The sequence below is a fragment of the Chryseobacterium sp. RU33C genome, assembly GCF_900156015.1.
GTDB classification, from domain to species: Bacteria; Bacteroidota; Bacteroidia; order Flavobacteriales; family Weeksellaceae; genus Chryseobacterium; species Chryseobacterium candidae.
The window spans coordinates 1-15871 of the sequence record NZ_FTMT01000012.1 but is presented as its reverse complement, the minus strand read 5'-3'; the positions used below and the strand labels follow the sequence as shown (position 1 = coordinate 15871).

Here is a 15871-nt window from a genome sequence, read left to right as displayed (position 1 = left end):
TTTTATAGTATGGAAAAAATAATATTAACCACAGAAGACCATGTCTCGCTGACTGGCCATTTATTTAAACCGGAAAAAGATAATGGGAAATTACTCCTGATCAACTCAGCAACAGGAGTAAAACAGCAGGTCTACTTTTCTTTTGCCAGCTACTTCTGTGAAAAGGGATTTACCGTTGTTACCTATGATTACAGAGGAATAGGGCTTTCAAAACCGGAAAATATGAGAGGATTTCATGGCTCTATGAGACTTTGGGGCTCAAAAGATTATAGAGCGGTAACTCAATATATCAAGTCAGAATTTAAAGAATATAAAAAGTACTGTTTGGGCCATTCTGTAGGCGCATTGATTTTGGGAATGAATGCAGATTCCAAAATCTTTGAAGAATTTGTTTTTGTGGGTACGCAAAATGCCTTTGTAGGAAACCTTAAAGGGAGAACAAAAGTTGAAGCGTATTTAGGCTTTGGAATTGCCCAGCCATTAACAACTTCATTGTTAGGATATTTCCCCGCACATTGGTTTGGACTGGGAGAAAGTCTTCCAAAAAATTGCGCATATGACTGGAGAACCTTAATTTTAAACAAGAAATCAACCAATAAGCTGTTGGAAAAAATTGATGACTTTTCTAAAAATCTGACCCAGAAAGTATTTGTAATCAGGGCTGAAGATGATATATGGCTTACAGAAAAAGGAGTATTAAGTTTATTAAATAATACCTATTCAAATCTCAAACCTACATACAGATTGGTCGCTGCTTCAGAATCTGATCAGAATGAAATAGGACATATCAATTTTTTTAGAAGTTACAACAGCAAACTATGGGATATTATTTTAAATGAACTGATAGATAAATGAAAAGTACGATTGACAACACAGTAGCATTTGTAAAAGAAAAATTAGAAGGAGCAGAAGCAGGACATGACTGGTTCCATATTGAAAGAGTCTGGAAACTGGCCGCTCAGATAGCAGAAACAGAAGATTGTGACAAAGAAGTAGTAGAATTGTCTGCACTTCTTCACGATATTGCCGATCCTAAATTTCATAACGGTGATGAAACCATTGCTCCCAAAATATCCAGAGCATTTCTTGAAGAACAGAATGTTTCTGAACAAACCATTCAGAAGGTGTTGTTTGTGATTGAAAATATTTCGTTTAAAAACAGAGATCAGGCACCCGAAAATCCACCTGTTGAACTTCAGATTGTACAGGATGCAGACCGTATTGATGCCATAGGAGCTATTGGAATTGCAAGAACATTCAATTTTGGAGGTTTTAAAAATAACCTGATGTATCATCCGGATATAAAACCCAAACTGGGAATGTCAAAAGAAGAATATAAAAAGTCTGATGGAACCACTATTAATCATTTCTATGAAAAGTTACTGCTTTTGAAAGATATGATGAATACTGAAAAAGGAAAAGAAATGGCCGAAGAAAGACATCATTATATGTTGAATTTCCTCGACCAGTTTTATAAAGAATGGAATGTAGACTAGAAAATATTATATCCCAGAATTAAAGAAAAAGATTTAAGATCTGCATGAGGAAGATCCTTATACAGAATGTTGGTACGGTTATTAAATCTTGCTTCTATGCTGAATTTGTTATTGTAAATAAATCCAGCACCGAGTGATGAACCTCTGAAAGTTTGATTGGAAGCAAGGGCTATATTATCAAATACTTTTCCATCATAATCTATATCTATTGAAGATGGAGAACTTGTTTTTATGTTGAATATGTTGATGGCAGCATTAACAAAGATTTTAGATTTATCATTCAAAAACATAGAGTACCTTATCCCTACGGGAATAATAATGGAAGAATAACTATCCATGGTGATATTATAGAGATTGTCCTCTGTTCGGATAGTTGTTTTTTTATTGGTATACTGAGAGAACGTAGGCTCAAGGATGATAGACCATTTATTCTTGTTGAAAGGTAACACCAATTCGGCTTCCAGACCTATTCTGAAATTTGATTTTGAAGAAAAGCCTGGATTCCTGTAAGAATCTTCCAATTTTAACGGTGCATAAAAATTAATTCCCGGTCTGACAGCAAGATTGAATTTCGCCTGCTTTTTATTTTCTGTAAAATTCCGATCATTGATTTGGTTAGTTGTTCCATCAGAATTTTTACTATTATAAGTCTTAAATATTTTCGTTAAACTAGACGCTGTATATTGTGTTCTGTTTACTAATGATTGGACATCACTGTTATCAGAAAAAATAGTTTTTAACTGATTAAGATATTGATCATTGGTAGCAACCTGAGAACTATTCCCATTAAAAAAATATTTTTTATAAATTAATGGATGGATGATCGCATCTGATTCAGAATAAAAATATCTTGTAATATGACCTTTATAAATATATAGTTTTTTACTTCCGGTAACAAGTTCTTTCAGGAATACTGAACTCTTTACAAACTTAGGTTCATTGGTATGGGAAAAACTGGAAATATCGTCTGATGAGTTGTCGATATCACCATTGTAAGTAACATATTTGGCATCATTGTATATCCCAAATTCCTTAATTGTAGAAGTTGTACCTTTATCTTCAGCAGAGTTTTCATCTGTTTTAAAAACAAAGCTATCAGGATTGCTTACCCATCCTTTGTTTTTAATCAAAACTTCTTTTTTTGTATTATTTTGGTCTATAATATAGCCTTTTTCAAATTTCACTTGTGCATAAAATGAAGCTACACTAAAGAAAATAAGGCCAGAAAGTATTTTTTTCATGGTTATTTAGAATTAAAAATATGGACGCAAATATAGATAAAATAGAGATAAGAAGTATCTTTGTAAAATATGACACTCATTATTTTTATCATATTTCTGGCTTGTGTCCTTTCATTGGTCCTGTTTAAGGTTAAATCAGGAAGCATAGCAAGATGGGCAAAACTGTTTCGTATTGTAACGGTGGTTTTTTCAATTTCTGTTTTTACATATTGGTTTATCAAGAAAAGCGCTGTGGCATTTGTCGATAATTCTGTGGGGCTTCAGGTGGTTAATAAACTTCCGCAGGCATTGGACTTTTATTTAATCAAGGTAAATAAAACAGATCAGAATACAGTTCTTGAACCTAAACATATCGGAAAAATACGTCCGGAGTATTACAGAATAGAATATCTCAAAATGGATAAGTCTGATGAATATTGGATAGTAGGCTATCTTGGGAAGAAAAACCTCGTATATTTTTCTCAACATTCTGTACCCAATAAGAATATTGACCAGATTGTAGAAGTACAGAACTATATCAATCAAAGTATGAAACTTTCTGAGGCGGCAAAAAAGCAGGTAGATGGTTATAATTATGAGAATACAAAACTGGGAATCTGGATTACACTGGATTTTCTGCTTCTATTTCTCAATCTTGTATTGCTTCTTAGAAAAAATAAACAGAAAAGCTAATGAGTATTGAAAACTCATTAGCTTTTCTGTTTCTGTTAAGGATAATCCAGAATCTGCATAATCTGTTCCTTAAATTCTTCAGGACAGGCTTTAATAAGTTTATCCTTATTTTGTTTACTGATTTCTTTGGGTTTAAGCCATTCGCTCTTATTGGAATTCAAACTGTGGTTGTCATACACTCTTTTTATGGTATGATTTTCATAAAAAATATATTCATCACCAAGCCAGTTGGTAGCAATACTGATTGTGCAAATTTCCTTTTCCATGATTTATGTTTTAAAGCATAATGTTTAGTGAAATACATTATATTCTAATATACGAATTTTTCTTGATGAAAAGGAAGTAAACGGCTGTTTTTAAAATATATCGAAATTATTCTATTTTATACTCTATATCATTAAAAAAGTGTCCCGGTAGTCTCCGTAGCCATCTGCGGAATATGAATATTCGTTTTCCATTCCTCATTCACTTTCCTGATGAAATAAGCAGACAATAAAGGAGATGCTTTTTCAATATTCTGGTGTACAAAGAAATAAAGATTCTGAAGACCTTCTTTTTTCCATTGGGTAAGATGTTTCAGCCAGTCATCCAGTCTTTCGTAGTCACTTTCTGCGTTGGCTCCTACATAACGGATAAATGCATTGGGTGTGGTAAGGCGCATATGAAGCATATCTCTTCTTCCGGCAGTATCTACAATAATATTGGTGATATTATGAGCTTCAAAAAGATCACAGGTTGTATTCAGGATTTCCTCATTGGTGAACCATTCCGTATTCCGGAGTTCTATGGCTAACGGGACTTCTTTAGGCCATTCTTTTACAAACTTTTCCAGTCTGTCATAATCTTTAGGTTTAAAATTATCGTGAAGCTGAAGGAAAGCCATCCCTAGTTTCTCATCAAAATTGATAATAGCGGAAGCAAAATGAGTTACAGGATCGGTAACATCAATCAGCCTTCTGAAATGGGAAACGGTATTGGTGATTTTAGGGAAAAATTTAAAATTTTCCGGCGTTTTTTCTTTCCAGGTTTTCACCTGATCCGGAGTGGGCATTCCATAGAAAGTAGCATTCAGCTCAATAGAATTAAACTGAGTGGCGTAATAGGTCAGTTCATCCTTAGTTCCTTTAGGATAGAATCCTTTAAGATCTGTTTTATTCCATTTCGCACATCCGATAGAAATGTTTTCCAGTCCTTTTTTATTAAGAGCCAGTATTTCCTTGGTTCTGGGATGGTCTTTAGGTAGTGTGAAATCTATTTTCGATGGATCTTCTACTTGTCCGAATTTCATATCTGTAGTTTTGGTATTAAACAATAAACACAAATATAAACAAAAAAGATCTTCATTATTTTGAAGATCTTTTTGATAATTTATTTTACCCCCTGTGTTACCATTCTATTTGAAATGACAGGATAGGTGCAGCCGGTAGTTTTTAAATTAACAGTAATTGTAGCGGGAACAGACCGATAGGCTGTATCACCATAAGGTTCAATGATTTTACCACTTGAATCCTTTACCGTTTTTCCTTTTATGCTGTACGTCATTGTAGCAGTTCCTGTAAATCCGCTTGAAGGAGTGAATGTGACAATGCCTGTAGACTTGTTGTACGTCCAGGTACCGGCAGAAGTTACTTTTTTGCGGTACAATGTGAGATCCGTGTCGCTGGTCTTTGCAAAACTGAATGTTGAATAATCAATATTGGCATTACTTCCGGTAGGTGGAGTTGTGATGCTTATTGGTCCTTTGTAGGCAATATCATTATTGAAAACAGGGATATTTACAGCCTGATACTTACACGTTGAAGCTGCATCATCATTGGTAACGGCTGAATAAGGAAGGGTTAATTTTACATTTCGGATAATATGTTGCTGAAATGCAGCTCCTGTAGAGGCTGCAAAACCTAATTTAAGAAAGGCAGGTGCGGTTGCATTAAGCGTCTGAGGAGTTGCAGCTCCTTCTATATCTGAAGTATTGAAATCTGTTGTCTGAGGATTGGCATTTTCCATATAAGGTACTGAAGTCTTATAATGATAATAATTGATGACATTAACAGGCGTTCCGTTTTGTGTCGTCTGGATGTCTACTTTTATATCAAATCCGTCTGTAGTGGTAGCACTTGTAAAATGGGGAATCAGATCCAGATATACTTTTCTGAACTCTCCGGCATTGTTTCTGAGATCAAATACGGTAGAAAGAGTATTGGATGTAGCAAGGTAGCTTCTGTCTGCTTGCAGTTCCCTGCCCACAGTTCCCGAGTTACTTAAAGTGGAACGCGTAATAAGAACAGGATATCCTGTAAAGCCTTCTCCTAATCCGTTTGTATTGATAGCAGCTCCTCTTGCTCCTCTGAGGGTAACATGGCTTGTAGGTTGTGACCAGGTTACTCCAGTGATTCCGTTTACCCTTGATTCACCCTGAAAACGCTTTGATTTGAAATTCCCAAATTCATCAAGGGCAATACCAAGATAAGCAGATGATAGACCTGCTTTTCTCTGGCTTGCATAGGTGTCCTTTGCCCTGTTGTAAGAATATCCAAGACCCGCTCCGGGTGCTCCGATTACTGGATTTGTCACAGCTCCATCATACAGGAAAAAGGATAAACCATCTCCAAAAGTACCAGTGAAAGGAGTTCCGTTTTTCATGTCATATTCAAACTCAACATGAAGACCATTAACCGAGGTAAAGGTTCTTCCATTGATAAACAATCCTCCAAACTGCCCTAAGCTTGCAGGAGTAAGTTGCACTCCGGTAGAGGTATGTGATGCATTTCCCTGTATCGTAAGTTCGGAAGCTGAAGAAGCGTTCATAAGCGAGCTCGAATAGGAATAAAATCCATATATACTTGCTACTTCTGTACTGTCTGTCTGTGCATACATGAAGTTTGTAAGCAGCGAAAAAAACAGGCTCATCAATGATAGCCTTTTAACATACTTTTTCATAACTGCTTATTTTACAACAAATACGATGTTAATAAAAGCTGCCGGAGTAGCATTGGATAAAACATCGTAATTCAATACACCTGTACTGCTGATACTGTTTATTTTAAAAACAGTGGTATCATAACCTGTCACATAATAATATAAATCTGTGGCATTGGGAAAAAACGGTATCGATGCAGGAGCAGATGTACTTCTTGCATTTGCCGGGATATTTGAAAACTGATTTTTATACAATGTATACAGATCTTTCGTTTGGCCTGTTGTGATTGTTGTAGTATCAAAAACTACACTTGGCATGTAGAAAAACTTATTGACATAGGGAGAAAGGCATACCCAATCCGGAGTTGCGGGAGTTCCTACATTTTGGCTGATACATTTTTTATTGGTATCAAAGATAATCAGACCGGTTGCCGGAGTGGTGACAACGGCTAGATTGCTGATTCTTGGCAGAAGTACGCCTTTGGAAGTACTTGTAACGTCTAAAACTGTGCTTTGATCAGGAGTTGTAGTGTTAATTCCAACCTGTGCATAAAAAGTAATGCTGAGCAATGCAAGCATTAAGGTAATAATTTTGTTCATGTTCGAAATAATTGTTTGTGTTTATACCTGGGTTAGTTTTTCAATAATATTAAATATTGAAATTTTGTTTGTGTTTTAAATGAAGAGTTTGTGTTTTTTTTGTATTGTATTTTAATTCAGCGTGTTTTTTAGCTAATTAATTTTAATATATGTTATTTTATAATTATCCAAACCGGCTATTTTATTAAATTAAACAAAAATATAAGCTTTATTTTGTATTAACTTTTTTATTGAGGTTTTTGTATTATAAATACATTTGTTTTTATTTATTTTTAACAAATGTATATAAAAATGGTTTATAATAATAATGGAAAATCAATAATATAGTGACTTGATTCACTATTTAGGGAGTGATGGTTATAAATTTTCAGTATTAATGAATGATTAAAGAGAAATAGTTTTTTTTAACTTTAAATGTTAAAATTTGTTAAATTTTTGTTACAATAAAAAAACACGCTTAAAAAGCGTGTTTTACTATAGAAATGTTTATTATTTGTGATTTTTTATGCCTCACAGCTTGAACATGATACGAAGTTAACCATCATTTCTTTTGAAACGGAAGAACTTCTTTGGTAATAAAGTGTTTTTACTCCTTTTTTCCAGGCCTCAATATAAAGATAGTTGACATCTTTTACAGGCATTGTAGAAGGAATCTGCAGATTCAGTGACTGTGCCTGGTCAATATACTGTTGTCTCTGGGCTGCCTGAGAAATAATTTCCATTGGAGAGATTTCTTTGAACGTTTTGAATACTGCCTTTTCTTCAGGAGTAAGCTCGTTCAGGTGTTGTACAGACCCGTGGTTCAACATGATTGTTCTCCATGTTTCTTCGTTATCCAACCCTTTTTCCTTCAATAGTTTCGCCAGGTATTTGTTTTTACGCATAAAGTTTCCTTTCGCAAGGCCTGCCTTATAATAGTTGGAAGAGAAAGGCTCAATTCCAGGAGAAGTCTGTCCTAAGATGGCAGAACTTGAAGTGGTAGGAGCAATAGCCATTGTAGTGGTATTTCTTAATCCGTACCCTTTCAATACTTCCGGTTCTCCATAGATGTTCGCAAGCTCTCTTGAAGCCTGCTCAGCCTGCTCTTTAATATGTCTGAATGCTCTTGCGTTGAACTGAGTCGCTTCAAAGCTTTCAAACGGAATCATATTTTTCTGCAGATAAGAATGATATCCTAAAACTCCTAATCCAAGTGCTCTGTGACGCATAGCGAAGTTTCTTGCTCCCTGTAGGTAGTAGTTACCTTCAGTTTTGTCAATAAACTCTGATAATACAGCATCAAGGAAGTAGACTGCCAGTTTTACTGCATCGGTATCTTTCCACTCATCGTACAGCTCAAGATTCATGGAAGACAGACAGCAGATGAAAGACTCTTCCATAGTAGAAGGAAGCATGATTTCAGAACAAAGGTTACTTGCATTCACCGTCATTCCCAAATCTTTATAAACCTGAGGTTTATTTCTGTTCACATTGTCTGTGAAGAAAATATACGGAAGACCTTTTTGCTGGCGGCTTTCCAATACTCTTGCCCAAACTTTACGTTTTTCCATATCACCCTCAATCATATCCTGCATCCAGTAATCGGGTACACATACTCCGGTAAACAGGTTCTGGATAGGGCTGCCGATATCTTTAATGGATAAAAATTCTTCAATATCTCCGTGGTCAATATCTAAATAAGCTGCAAAAGCACCTCTTCTTACACCTCCCTGAGAAACTACATCCATAGCAGTATCGAAAAGCTTCATGAATGAAACGGCTCCTGAAGATTTTCCGTTATCCGTTACAGCAGTTCCTCTGTTTCTTAATTCTCCAAAATATCCTGAAGTACCGCCTCCGATTTTGGTCTGCATGATGACTTCACCCATTTTGTGGGTAATTCCTTCAATACTGTCCGGAATGTGAACATTGAAACATGAGATAGGAAGACCTCTTTCCGTTCCCATATTAGCCCATACAGGAGAAGAGAAGCTGATCCATCCTTTTGTGATCATTTCTTTGAATGCCGGTTGAAGTTCAGGTTTGTATAACCTTTTTGCAGCGGCAGTGGTAATTCTGTCGATAGCTCCGTCTACCGTTTCACCTTTTAACAGATATCCTCTGTTCAGCATTTGCTCAGACTCTTCATTGAGCCACCATATATTTGAATTTTGCTCTTCCATAGATGTTATATTTTCGAATTCCGGAATGAGAGAATCACTCCGGAATTTTGTTTTTTTTATAGTATTGATTGTAAAATTTCTACTTTGTGGGAACCGTTCAGCCCGCTTTCGTCTCTTAATTTCTGAAATTCTTTAAAAGACGGAACATTCAAAACCTCATGCTGAACTTCTTCATTGATGTAGTTTGAATAATGTATAAAAGTAACACCATCTTCCTTTACAAAAACTTTGTATTCAAAAGTGGAAGGATCTAAATTTTTGAAATCTTCCAGAAACTTTTGGATATTGGTGGTATTGTTTGGAACAAATTCGGGGTTTACCGTATAGGTTACTATTACATTGATCATTTCTTTTTGTATTTGTGCTTTATTCATGAACAGCAATTCCACTTATTAATCAGAAAAGGATAATTCTGATACTAACTGCTTTGACGCTCGCTTCGCTCGCGCCCGAATATTAGAACAAATCGTTTGCTGTAATACTCTTATCGTGCTTCGTATAGTCTACAGGTCTTTTGGCAAAGAAATCATCTAATGAATTGGCGAAAACTTCTTCCTCGAACCATACCATTGGTCTGTATTGCTCAGGAGTAATGTTGTATCTTGTTTTCATGTTGATTTTCTTCAGGCTGTCATCCACACGGTATTTCATGAAGTTTAACAGGTCTTCTTTGGAAACGTTGTCGATTTCTCCCAGTTCAAAGATCCAGCTAAGAATATCTCCTTCTCTTGCGATAGACTCGTCTACCAAGGTGTAGATATCTTCGATATCGCTGTCTGTTAACAAGTCAGGCTGTTCTTCACGGATTTTGTTGATCAGGTAGATTCCTGCATTGGCGTGAATCTGCTCATCTACGGAAGTCCATGCAATGATATTGGAAACATTCTTCATGAAACCTTTGAATCTTGTGAAAGAAAGGATGATGGCAAACTGCGAGAAAAGAGAAACATTTTCCACTAAAATACTGAATAATAGTAAAGCAGAAACATACTCTTTAGGTGTCGCAGAATTAGCATGCTTTAAGGCATTTCCAAGAAACTCTATTCTTCCTTTTACGGCAGGAATTTCGATCACGTTAAGGAACTCGTCATTATATCCTAATACCTCTAATAAGCGGGAATATGCTTCAGAATGACGGAACTCGCATTCTGCAAAAGTAGATCCTAATCCATTGAACTCCGGTTTTGGTAGGTGGTTGTATAAATTTCCCCAGAATGTCTTTACAGACACCTCGATCTGTGCAATGGCTAACAGCGCATTTTTCACAGCATGCTTCTCATGTGGTTCCAACTGCGAATGAAAATCCTGAACATCTGCAGTAAAGTCCACTTCCGAATGCACCCAGAACGATTTGTTGATGGCCTCTACAAATTGAAGAACCTCCGGGTATTCAAATGGCTTATAACTTACTCTTTTATCAAAAATTCCCATATTAAATATCTTTATAATTAAATAATTTAGATCCTTGTGGATAAAGTTCCGGAAATACTTAACTTTTTGTTTTTCTGCGGGTTGTGAATTAAAGTTATTCACTTCCGCAAATCCATATTTCTTGTAAAGAACTAGTAGCAAAGTTCGAAAAAAAGAACTGATTTTGAAAGAGGTAAATACTAATAGGCTGACTTTTAGCCTGAAAAGTTTTCCACATTTACATGAAACTGGCTCGGATAATAGGCTGGACCGCAATCTTGAGGATAAATAGATGCAAATGAGGAGTTACAGTTAAACGATATTTTATAAACTATTATAAATAAAGGATTAATGTGTTAAACAAAAAAATATTTGAATAAATTTTTATTCTTGTAACAATTTGAAAATATGATCTACTTATTGGGTATAAAACATACATCACTTAATGTTAGTAATTCAGGATTTAAATAAGTCATACGATACAGGGAAAAGCAAGCTTCATGTTCTCAAGGGAATTAATCTGAATATTTCTGAAGGAGAGTTTGTTTCCATTATGGGAAGTTCCGGTTCCGGAAAATCCACGCTTCTTAATATTATTGGAATTCTGGATGAAAAAGATTCAGGAATCTATGAATTGGATGGAGTTCCTATTGAGCATTTGTCCGAAGTAAAAGCGGCCGAATACAGAAGTAGATTCTTAGGATTTATTTTCCAGTCTTTTAACCTTATCAATTATAAAACAGCCCTGGAAAATGTTTCTCTGCCTTTGTACTATCAGAATGTACCGAGAAAAGAGCGAAATCAGAAAGCGATGGAATACCTGGAGAAAGTAGGATTGGCACAGTGGGCTAACCACCTTCCAAGTGAACTTTCAGGAGGACAGAAACAAAGAGTCGCTATTGCAAGAGCTTTGATTACAGATCCTAAAGTAGTACTGGCAGATGAGCCTACAGGAGCATTGGATTCCAAAACCACTCATGATATTATGAAACTGCTTCAGGATATTAATAATGAGGGGAAAACAATCATTGTTGTAACCCACGAACCCGATGTAGCTGCACAAACCAAAAGGAATGTAGTACTGAAGGACGGGATTATTGAAAGTGATGAGTTTATTAAGCAGATTGTGCTTTAGGAATTTGATAATTTGAAAATGAGATAATTTGAAAATTTACTGATTCAGTTTTTTAATCTTTAAATTTTTCAATCTTTAAATACCAATAAAAATGTTTGACCTAGATCGTTGGCAGGAAATATTCAGTTCTATCCGGAGCAATGTGCTCAGGACGGTACTTTCAGGGTTTACGGTAGCCCTGGGACTGTTTATTTTCATTGTGCTTTTTGGAATTGGAAAAGGACTTCAGAATGCTTTCTTTGAGGGATTTGCCGGAGATGCTAAGAACCTTATTGTTATTTCAACCGGGAAAGCCACTTTAGCGTATAAAGGGTTACAGTCTGATAGAAATGTTTCAATGAATAACGCAGACTATGATTTTTTGATTAATGCGGATAAGGAAAAAACGGGTCCTTCAAGTCCCAGGTATAGCGCCAATTTAATGGTGAAATATGGGAAAGAGAGTGGTCTTTATCAGATCAATGGTGCTGAGCCGGGGGAGCAGGTTATTGAGAATAGAAAAATTATTGATGGCCGTTATCTGACATCTATGGATTTGACAAGGAAATTAAATGTGGCAGTAATCGGAAGAATGGTTCAGCGTGATTTGATCAAAAATGGAAATCCTATTGGAAAAGATCTTGATATTAATGGAACGATGTACAAGGTGATAGGAGTCTTTTCAGATGATGGAGGAGACAGAGATGAAAGACATATTACAGTTCCTATTACCACTTTGCAGCAGATGAAAAAAGGTTCTGATACTGTAAATATAGCATATATCACCTATAGTGATAAGCTGACTCCGGATCAGGCTATAAAATATGGTGATGAGCTACAAGATAAATTGAAAGCCAGAAAAAATGTTTCTCCTGATGATGAAAATGGAGTTCGTGTCTGGAATAACGCCAAAAACATGAATGATACATTTACTTTTTTGGCAGTTCTTACCGCTATTGTTGGATTTATTGGCCTGGGGACATTGCTTGCTGGAATTATCGGGATCAGTAATATCATGGTGTATATCGTGAAAGAAAGAACCAAAGAAATCGGGGTACGAAAAGCCATTGGAGCAAAACCAGCCGGAATCGTAGGTCTGATTGTTCAGGAAAGTGTTGTGATTACAGTGGTATCCGGACTTATAGGAGTAGGAATAGGTGTTTTGACATTAACCCTTATTGGTGACAATCTCGAAGAATTCTTTATTAAAAGCCCGAGTGTAGGATGGGGAGCTATTATTATGGCATTTATTGCACTGATTTTTTCAGGATTGATTGCTGGATTTGTACCCGCGTACAGAGCTTCAAGAATAAAACCTATTGAAGCACTGAGAACAGAATAATATAAACTAAAAAGCAAAAGCAGGTCTTTAGTTAAAAAGATGAATGAATTTCATAAATCATAATTTATAACTTATAATTCAAAAAGGTGAATATCATATTTAAAAAAGATACTTGGCAGGAGATTTATTATTCATTGAGGAATAATAAACTCCGAACATTTCTTACCATGATCGGCGTAGGATGGGGGATGTTTTTGTATGTAAGCCTTCTTGGAGCAGCAAAAGGAATGGAGAATGGTTTTGATAAATTATTTTCCGGTTTTGCTACCAATTCAATCTTCTTGTGGGCACAGAAAACGTCTATTCCATATGACGGTTTTCCTAAAGGAAGAGAAGTTCACCTGAACCTGGTAGATATGGATATGCTGAAAAGAAAAGTAACTGACATAGATTATATATCGCCGCAAAATGCAAGAGGAAGTTTTACCGGAACACCGGGAGAAGCAATGTCAAGAAACGGGAAAAACGGAACCTATTCGCTTACGGGAGATTATTCTGTAGGAAATAAAATATCAGAAAAGAAACTGATCTACGGGCGCTATATCAATGATGCAGATGTTTCCGGGAATAAGAATGTAGTCGTTATTGGAGAAGAAATTTATAAAAACTTCTTTGATTCCAAGAAACAAGAAAATCCAATAGGAAAATCAATCAATATTAAAGGTCTCTTCTTTAATGTCATCGGAGTTTTCCGTGTGAAAAAAGGAGGCGGCTTAGAAAATGACCAGACAGCTTTCATTCCACTTTCCACTTACACAAAAATGTATAATGCAGGAGACCAGATAGACATGTTTGCTATCGTAAGCAAGCCTAATGCTAACGTCAATTCTGTGGAAGAGGATGTGAAGCAGGTTCTAAAAACCAAAAATAAAGTTTCACCTGAAGATACCAATGCTTTCGGAAGCTTCAACCTTGGAAAAGAGTTTAAAAAACTGACTGGTTTTCTTACAGGGATGCAGTTACTGACCATTATTGTTGGGACACTGACTATTCTTGCAGGAGTAATCGCTATTTCAAATATTCTTTTGATTACGGTAAAAGAAAGAACCAAAGAAATCGGAATCAGAAGAGCATTGGGAGCAAAACCTGCTGAAGTAAGAAATCAGATTTTGTTGGAAAGTGTTGTAATCACACTCTCCTCGGGACTGTTGGGTTTTATGTTTGGAATTTTTGTACTCATGATCCTCAATGCTGTTACCCAGGGCCAGGATTCATTTCCTTTCTATAATCCGACCGTTAACTATGGAAACGTATTTGCAGCCATGGCTGTAATGGTGGTTTTGGGATTGATAATTGGGATGATTCCTGCGCAGAGAGCCGTAAAGATAAGACCTATTGAAGCATTAAGAACAGAGTAATTAATTTGAAAATGAAACAATTTGAAAATTTGAAAATGAAGACGGCCGGTTTATCAAAGTACCGGATTGATCTTTTAATTTTTAAATCATTCAATCTTTAAATAAAAAATAAACTATACATATGAAAAAGAAATTCACCTGGAAAAAAGCCATTTATATAGTGTTGGGGCTTTTATTTGCAGTGGCATTGTTCTCGGGGCTTGGCTATCTTATTAAATCTAACTCTAAAGAAAGCGAGGCTTTCCTTACCCGTAAGCCTACTATTCAGAATATGGATGATAAAGTGATGGCCACAGGAAAAATTGTTCCCAAAGAAGAAATTGAAATCAAACCCAACATTGCAGGGATTATAGATAAAATATTAGTAAAAGAAGGAGATAAGGTAGAAGTAGGACAGCTGATTGCTACCGTTAAAATTGTTCCAAGCATCTCTGAAGTAAACGCCGCCCAGCAGGAAGTTCAGAATGCGCAGATTCAGATCAGTAATGCGCAGATGAATGTAGGGAATATGCAAAGGCAGTTTGAAATACAGGACAAATTATACAAGCAAGGAGTCGCTTCTAAACAGGAGTATCTGAACTCTCAGCAGCAGTTGTACACTCAGCAGCAGACGTTGAAAAATGCTCAGCAGCAGTTAAATACCGCTCAAAAAAGATTGCAGATCGCTAAAACAGGAGCAACTCCGGAACTTAAAGGACAAGGTTTAGCTACTACAGAAATCCGTTCCAAAGCCTCAGGTACCGTACTTGAAGTTCCTGTAAAAGCAGGAAGCCAGGTGATTGAAGCCAATAACTTTAACGCAGGAACCACAATCTGTTCAGTGGCAGATTTAAATGTTTTGATTTTTAAAGGCGAAATTGATGAAGCGCAGGCAGGAAAGCTAAGTGAAGGTATGGATATGAACATCGTGATCGGTGCTCTTCAGAATAAAACATTCCCGGGAAAACTAACCATGATTGCTCCAAAAGGTAAAGATAACGCAGGAACTATTAAATTTCCGGTAGAAGGTAATGTAACTAATCCTAATAATGAGTATATTAGAGCAGGTTTTTCGGCCAATGGTGAAATTGTGTTGAGTTCTCAGAAAAATGCATTATTATTGGATGAGTCTTTAGTTCAGTATGAAAAGAAACAAGGAAAAGATGTACCTTTCGTAGAAGTAAAACAAAAAGATGGGAAGTTCAAAAAAGTATACGTGAAACTGGGAGCAAGTGATGGGATCAATGTTCAGATTCTTCCGGGATCAAATATCACAAAAGATACGGAGATTAAAGTTTGGAATCCGTCTGATAAAGACAAAGAAGAGCTTAAAGAAAAAGCAAATAAAAAATAATAAACTACACTATACACTTTTAAACTGTGAATCCTGGAGAAATTTTTTTCTCCGGGATTCTTTTTTGATATATTGATAGTATTCTAAAATAGAAAGAATGTAACAAAAAGTAAATTTAAACTGTCTTATCTTGGTAGTGTCTCACTAACTGTGTAAGTTAAAAAGTTATTCTGGAAAATTTTGAGCCCTCATAGCTCAAAAAATTTTACGGAAATAACTTTTTATTA

At 35.8% G+C, this 15871-nt stretch carries 15 protein-coding genes; 7 read left to right on the top strand and 8 right to left on the bottom strand.

Annotated features, from left to right (window positions below):
- Positions 1-9: 9 nt before the first annotated feature.
- On the top strand, positions 10-855 hold the full coding sequence (locus BW946_RS11365) for an alpha/beta hydrolase family protein (RefSeq protein ID WP_076596301.1): 846 nt from the start codon (positions 10-12) through the stop codon (positions 853-855).
- Positions 852-1496 carry an HD domain-containing protein gene (locus tag BW946_RS11360; protein ID WP_076596300.1) on the top strand — a complete coding sequence of 215 codons (645 nt, stop codon included), beginning with the start codon at positions 852-854 and terminating at the stop codon, positions 1494-1496. The genes BW946_RS11365 and BW946_RS11360 overlap by 4 nt, the downstream gene beginning before the upstream one ends.
- On the opposite strand, the gene BW946_RS11355 is transcribed toward BW946_RS11360, so the two are convergent.
- The gene (locus BW946_RS11355; RefSeq protein WP_076596299.1) at positions 1493-2737 is read right to left on the bottom strand and encodes a porin family protein; all 1245 of its coding nucleotides are present in this window, start codon (positions 2735-2737) and stop codon (positions 1493-1495) included. The genes BW946_RS11360 and BW946_RS11355 overlap by 4 nt on opposite strands.
- Before the next feature lie 69 nt (positions 2738-2806).
- On the opposite strand from BW946_RS11355, the gene BW946_RS11350 reads away from it, so the two are divergent.
- Positions 2807-3409: a hypothetical protein gene (locus tag BW946_RS11350; protein WP_083688857.1), complete on the top strand. Its 603-nt coding sequence runs from the start codon at positions 2807-2809 to the stop codon at positions 3407-3409.
- A gap of 35 nt (positions 3410-3444) precedes the next feature.
- Here BW946_RS11350 and BW946_RS11345 read toward each other — a convergent pair whose 3' ends face one another.
- The 7 genes from BW946_RS11345 to BW946_RS11315 all read right to left on the bottom strand — a co-directional run bounded on the left by BW946_RS11345 (position 3445) and on the right by BW946_RS11315 (position 10518).
- The gene (locus BW946_RS11345) at positions 3445-3675 is read right to left on the bottom strand and encodes a hypothetical protein (RefSeq protein WP_076596298.1); all 231 of its coding nucleotides are present in this window, start codon (positions 3673-3675) and stop codon (positions 3445-3447) included.
- A 131-nt stretch (positions 3676-3806) separates the two neighbouring features.
- A complete protein-coding gene (locus tag BW946_RS11340) occupies positions 3807-4697 on the bottom strand; it encodes a DUF72 domain-containing protein (protein ID WP_076596403.1) in 891 nt (296 codons plus the stop codon).
- Positions 4698-4777: 80 nt separating this feature from the next.
- On the bottom strand, positions 4778-6346 hold the full coding sequence (locus BW946_RS11335) for a hypothetical protein (protein WP_076596297.1): 1569 nt from the start codon (positions 6344-6346) through the stop codon (positions 4778-4780).
- Positions 6347-6352: 6 nt separating this feature from the next.
- A complete protein-coding gene (locus BW946_RS11330) occupies positions 6353-6925 on the bottom strand; it encodes a hypothetical protein (protein ID WP_076596296.1) in 573 nt (190 codons plus the stop codon).
- A gap of 503 nt (positions 6926-7428) precedes the next feature.
- On the bottom strand, positions 7429-9087 hold the full coding sequence (locus tag BW946_RS11325) for a ribonucleoside-diphosphate reductase subunit alpha (protein ID WP_076596295.1): 1659 nt from the start codon (positions 9085-9087) through the stop codon (positions 7429-7431).
- A 56-nt stretch (positions 9088-9143) separates the two neighbouring features.
- On the bottom strand, positions 9144-9434 hold the full coding sequence (locus BW946_RS11320) for a hypothetical protein (RefSeq protein WP_076596402.1): 291 nt from the start codon (positions 9432-9434) through the stop codon (positions 9144-9146).
- A gap of 109 nt (positions 9435-9543) precedes the next feature.
- Positions 9544-10518 (bottom strand): ribonucleotide-diphosphate reductase subunit beta, encoded by a 975-nt coding sequence (locus BW946_RS11315; RefSeq protein ID WP_041461620.1) that lies wholly within the window; start codon positions 10516-10518, stop codon positions 9544-9546.
- A 424-nt stretch (positions 10519-10942) separates the two neighbouring features.
- On the opposite strand from BW946_RS11315, the gene BW946_RS11310 reads away from it, so the two are divergent.
- The 4 genes from BW946_RS11310 (at position 10943) to BW946_RS11295 (ending at position 15644) form a co-directional block, all read left to right on the top strand.
- On the top strand, positions 10943-11632 hold the full coding sequence (locus BW946_RS11310) for an ABC transporter ATP-binding protein (protein ID WP_076596294.1): 690 nt from the start codon (positions 10943-10945) through the stop codon (positions 11630-11632).
- A 91-nt stretch (positions 11633-11723) separates the two neighbouring features.
- The gene (locus tag BW946_RS11305) at positions 11724-12953 is read left to right on the top strand and encodes an ABC transporter permease (RefSeq protein ID WP_076596293.1); all 1230 of its coding nucleotides are present in this window, start codon (positions 11724-11726) and stop codon (positions 12951-12953) included.
- 86 nt (positions 12954-13039) lie between these two features.
- Positions 13040-14311, top strand: a complete 1272-nt coding sequence (locus tag BW946_RS11300) for an ABC transporter permease (protein WP_076596292.1) — start codon at positions 13040-13042, stop codon at positions 14309-14311.
- Positions 14312-14432: 121 nt separating this feature from the next.
- Positions 14433-15644, top strand: coding sequence for an efflux RND transporter periplasmic adaptor subunit (locus BW946_RS11295; RefSeq protein ID WP_076596291.1), 1212 nt, complete (start codon positions 14433-14435; stop codon positions 15642-15644).
- The last annotated feature ends 227 nt before the right edge of the window (positions 15645-15871 follow it).

Excerpts from the sequence above, each read along its gene's own strand:
- BW946_RS11345 (WP_076596298.1), bottom strand. The coding sequence starts at position 3,675 with ATGGAAAAGGAAATTTGCACAATCAGTATTGCTACCAACTGGCTTGGT.
- BW946_RS11295 (WP_076596291.1), top strand. The coding sequence starts at position 14,433 with ATGAAAAAGAAATTCACCTGGAAAAAAGCCATTTATATAGTGTTGGGG.
- BW946_RS11330 (WP_076596296.1), bottom strand. The coding sequence starts at position 6,925 with ATGAACAAAATTATTACCTTAATGCTTGCATTGCTCAGCATTACTTTT.
- BW946_RS11320 (WP_076596402.1), bottom strand. The coding sequence starts at position 9,434 with ATGATCAATGTAATAGTAACCTATACGGTAAACCCCGAATTTGTTCCA.
- BW946_RS11350 (WP_083688857.1), top strand. The coding sequence starts at position 2,807 with ATGACACTCATTATTTTTATCATATTTCTGGCTTGTGTCCTTTCATTG.
- BW946_RS11335 (WP_076596297.1), bottom strand. The coding sequence starts at position 6,346 with ATGAAAAAGTATGTTAAAAGGCTATCATTGATGAGCCTGTTTTTTTCG.
- BW946_RS11355 (WP_076596299.1), bottom strand. The coding sequence starts at position 2,737 with ATGAAAAAAATACTTTCTGGCCTTATTTTCTTTAGTGTAGCTTCATTT.
- BW946_RS11325 (WP_076596295.1), bottom strand. The coding sequence starts at position 9,087 with ATGGAAGAGCAAAATTCAAATATATGGTGGCTCAATGAAGAGTCTGAG.
- BW946_RS11360 (WP_076596300.1), top strand. The coding sequence starts at position 852 with ATGAAAAGTACGATTGACAACACAGTAGCATTTGTAAAAGAAAAATTA.
- BW946_RS11310 (WP_076596294.1), top strand. The coding sequence starts at position 10,943 with ATGTTAGTAATTCAGGATTTAAATAAGTCATACGATACAGGGAAAAGC.
- BW946_RS11365 (WP_076596301.1), top strand. The coding sequence starts at position 10 with ATGGAAAAAATAATATTAACCACAGAAGACCATGTCTCGCTGACTGGC.
- BW946_RS11305 (WP_076596293.1), top strand. The coding sequence starts at position 11,724 with ATGTTTGACCTAGATCGTTGGCAGGAAATATTCAGTTCTATCCGGAGC.
- BW946_RS11315 (WP_041461620.1), bottom strand. The coding sequence starts at position 10,518 with ATGGGAATTTTTGATAAAAGAGTAAGTTATAAGCCATTTGAATACCCG.
- BW946_RS11340 (WP_076596403.1), bottom strand. The coding sequence starts at position 4,697 with ATGAAATTCGGACAAGTAGAAGATCCATCGAAAATAGATTTCACACTA.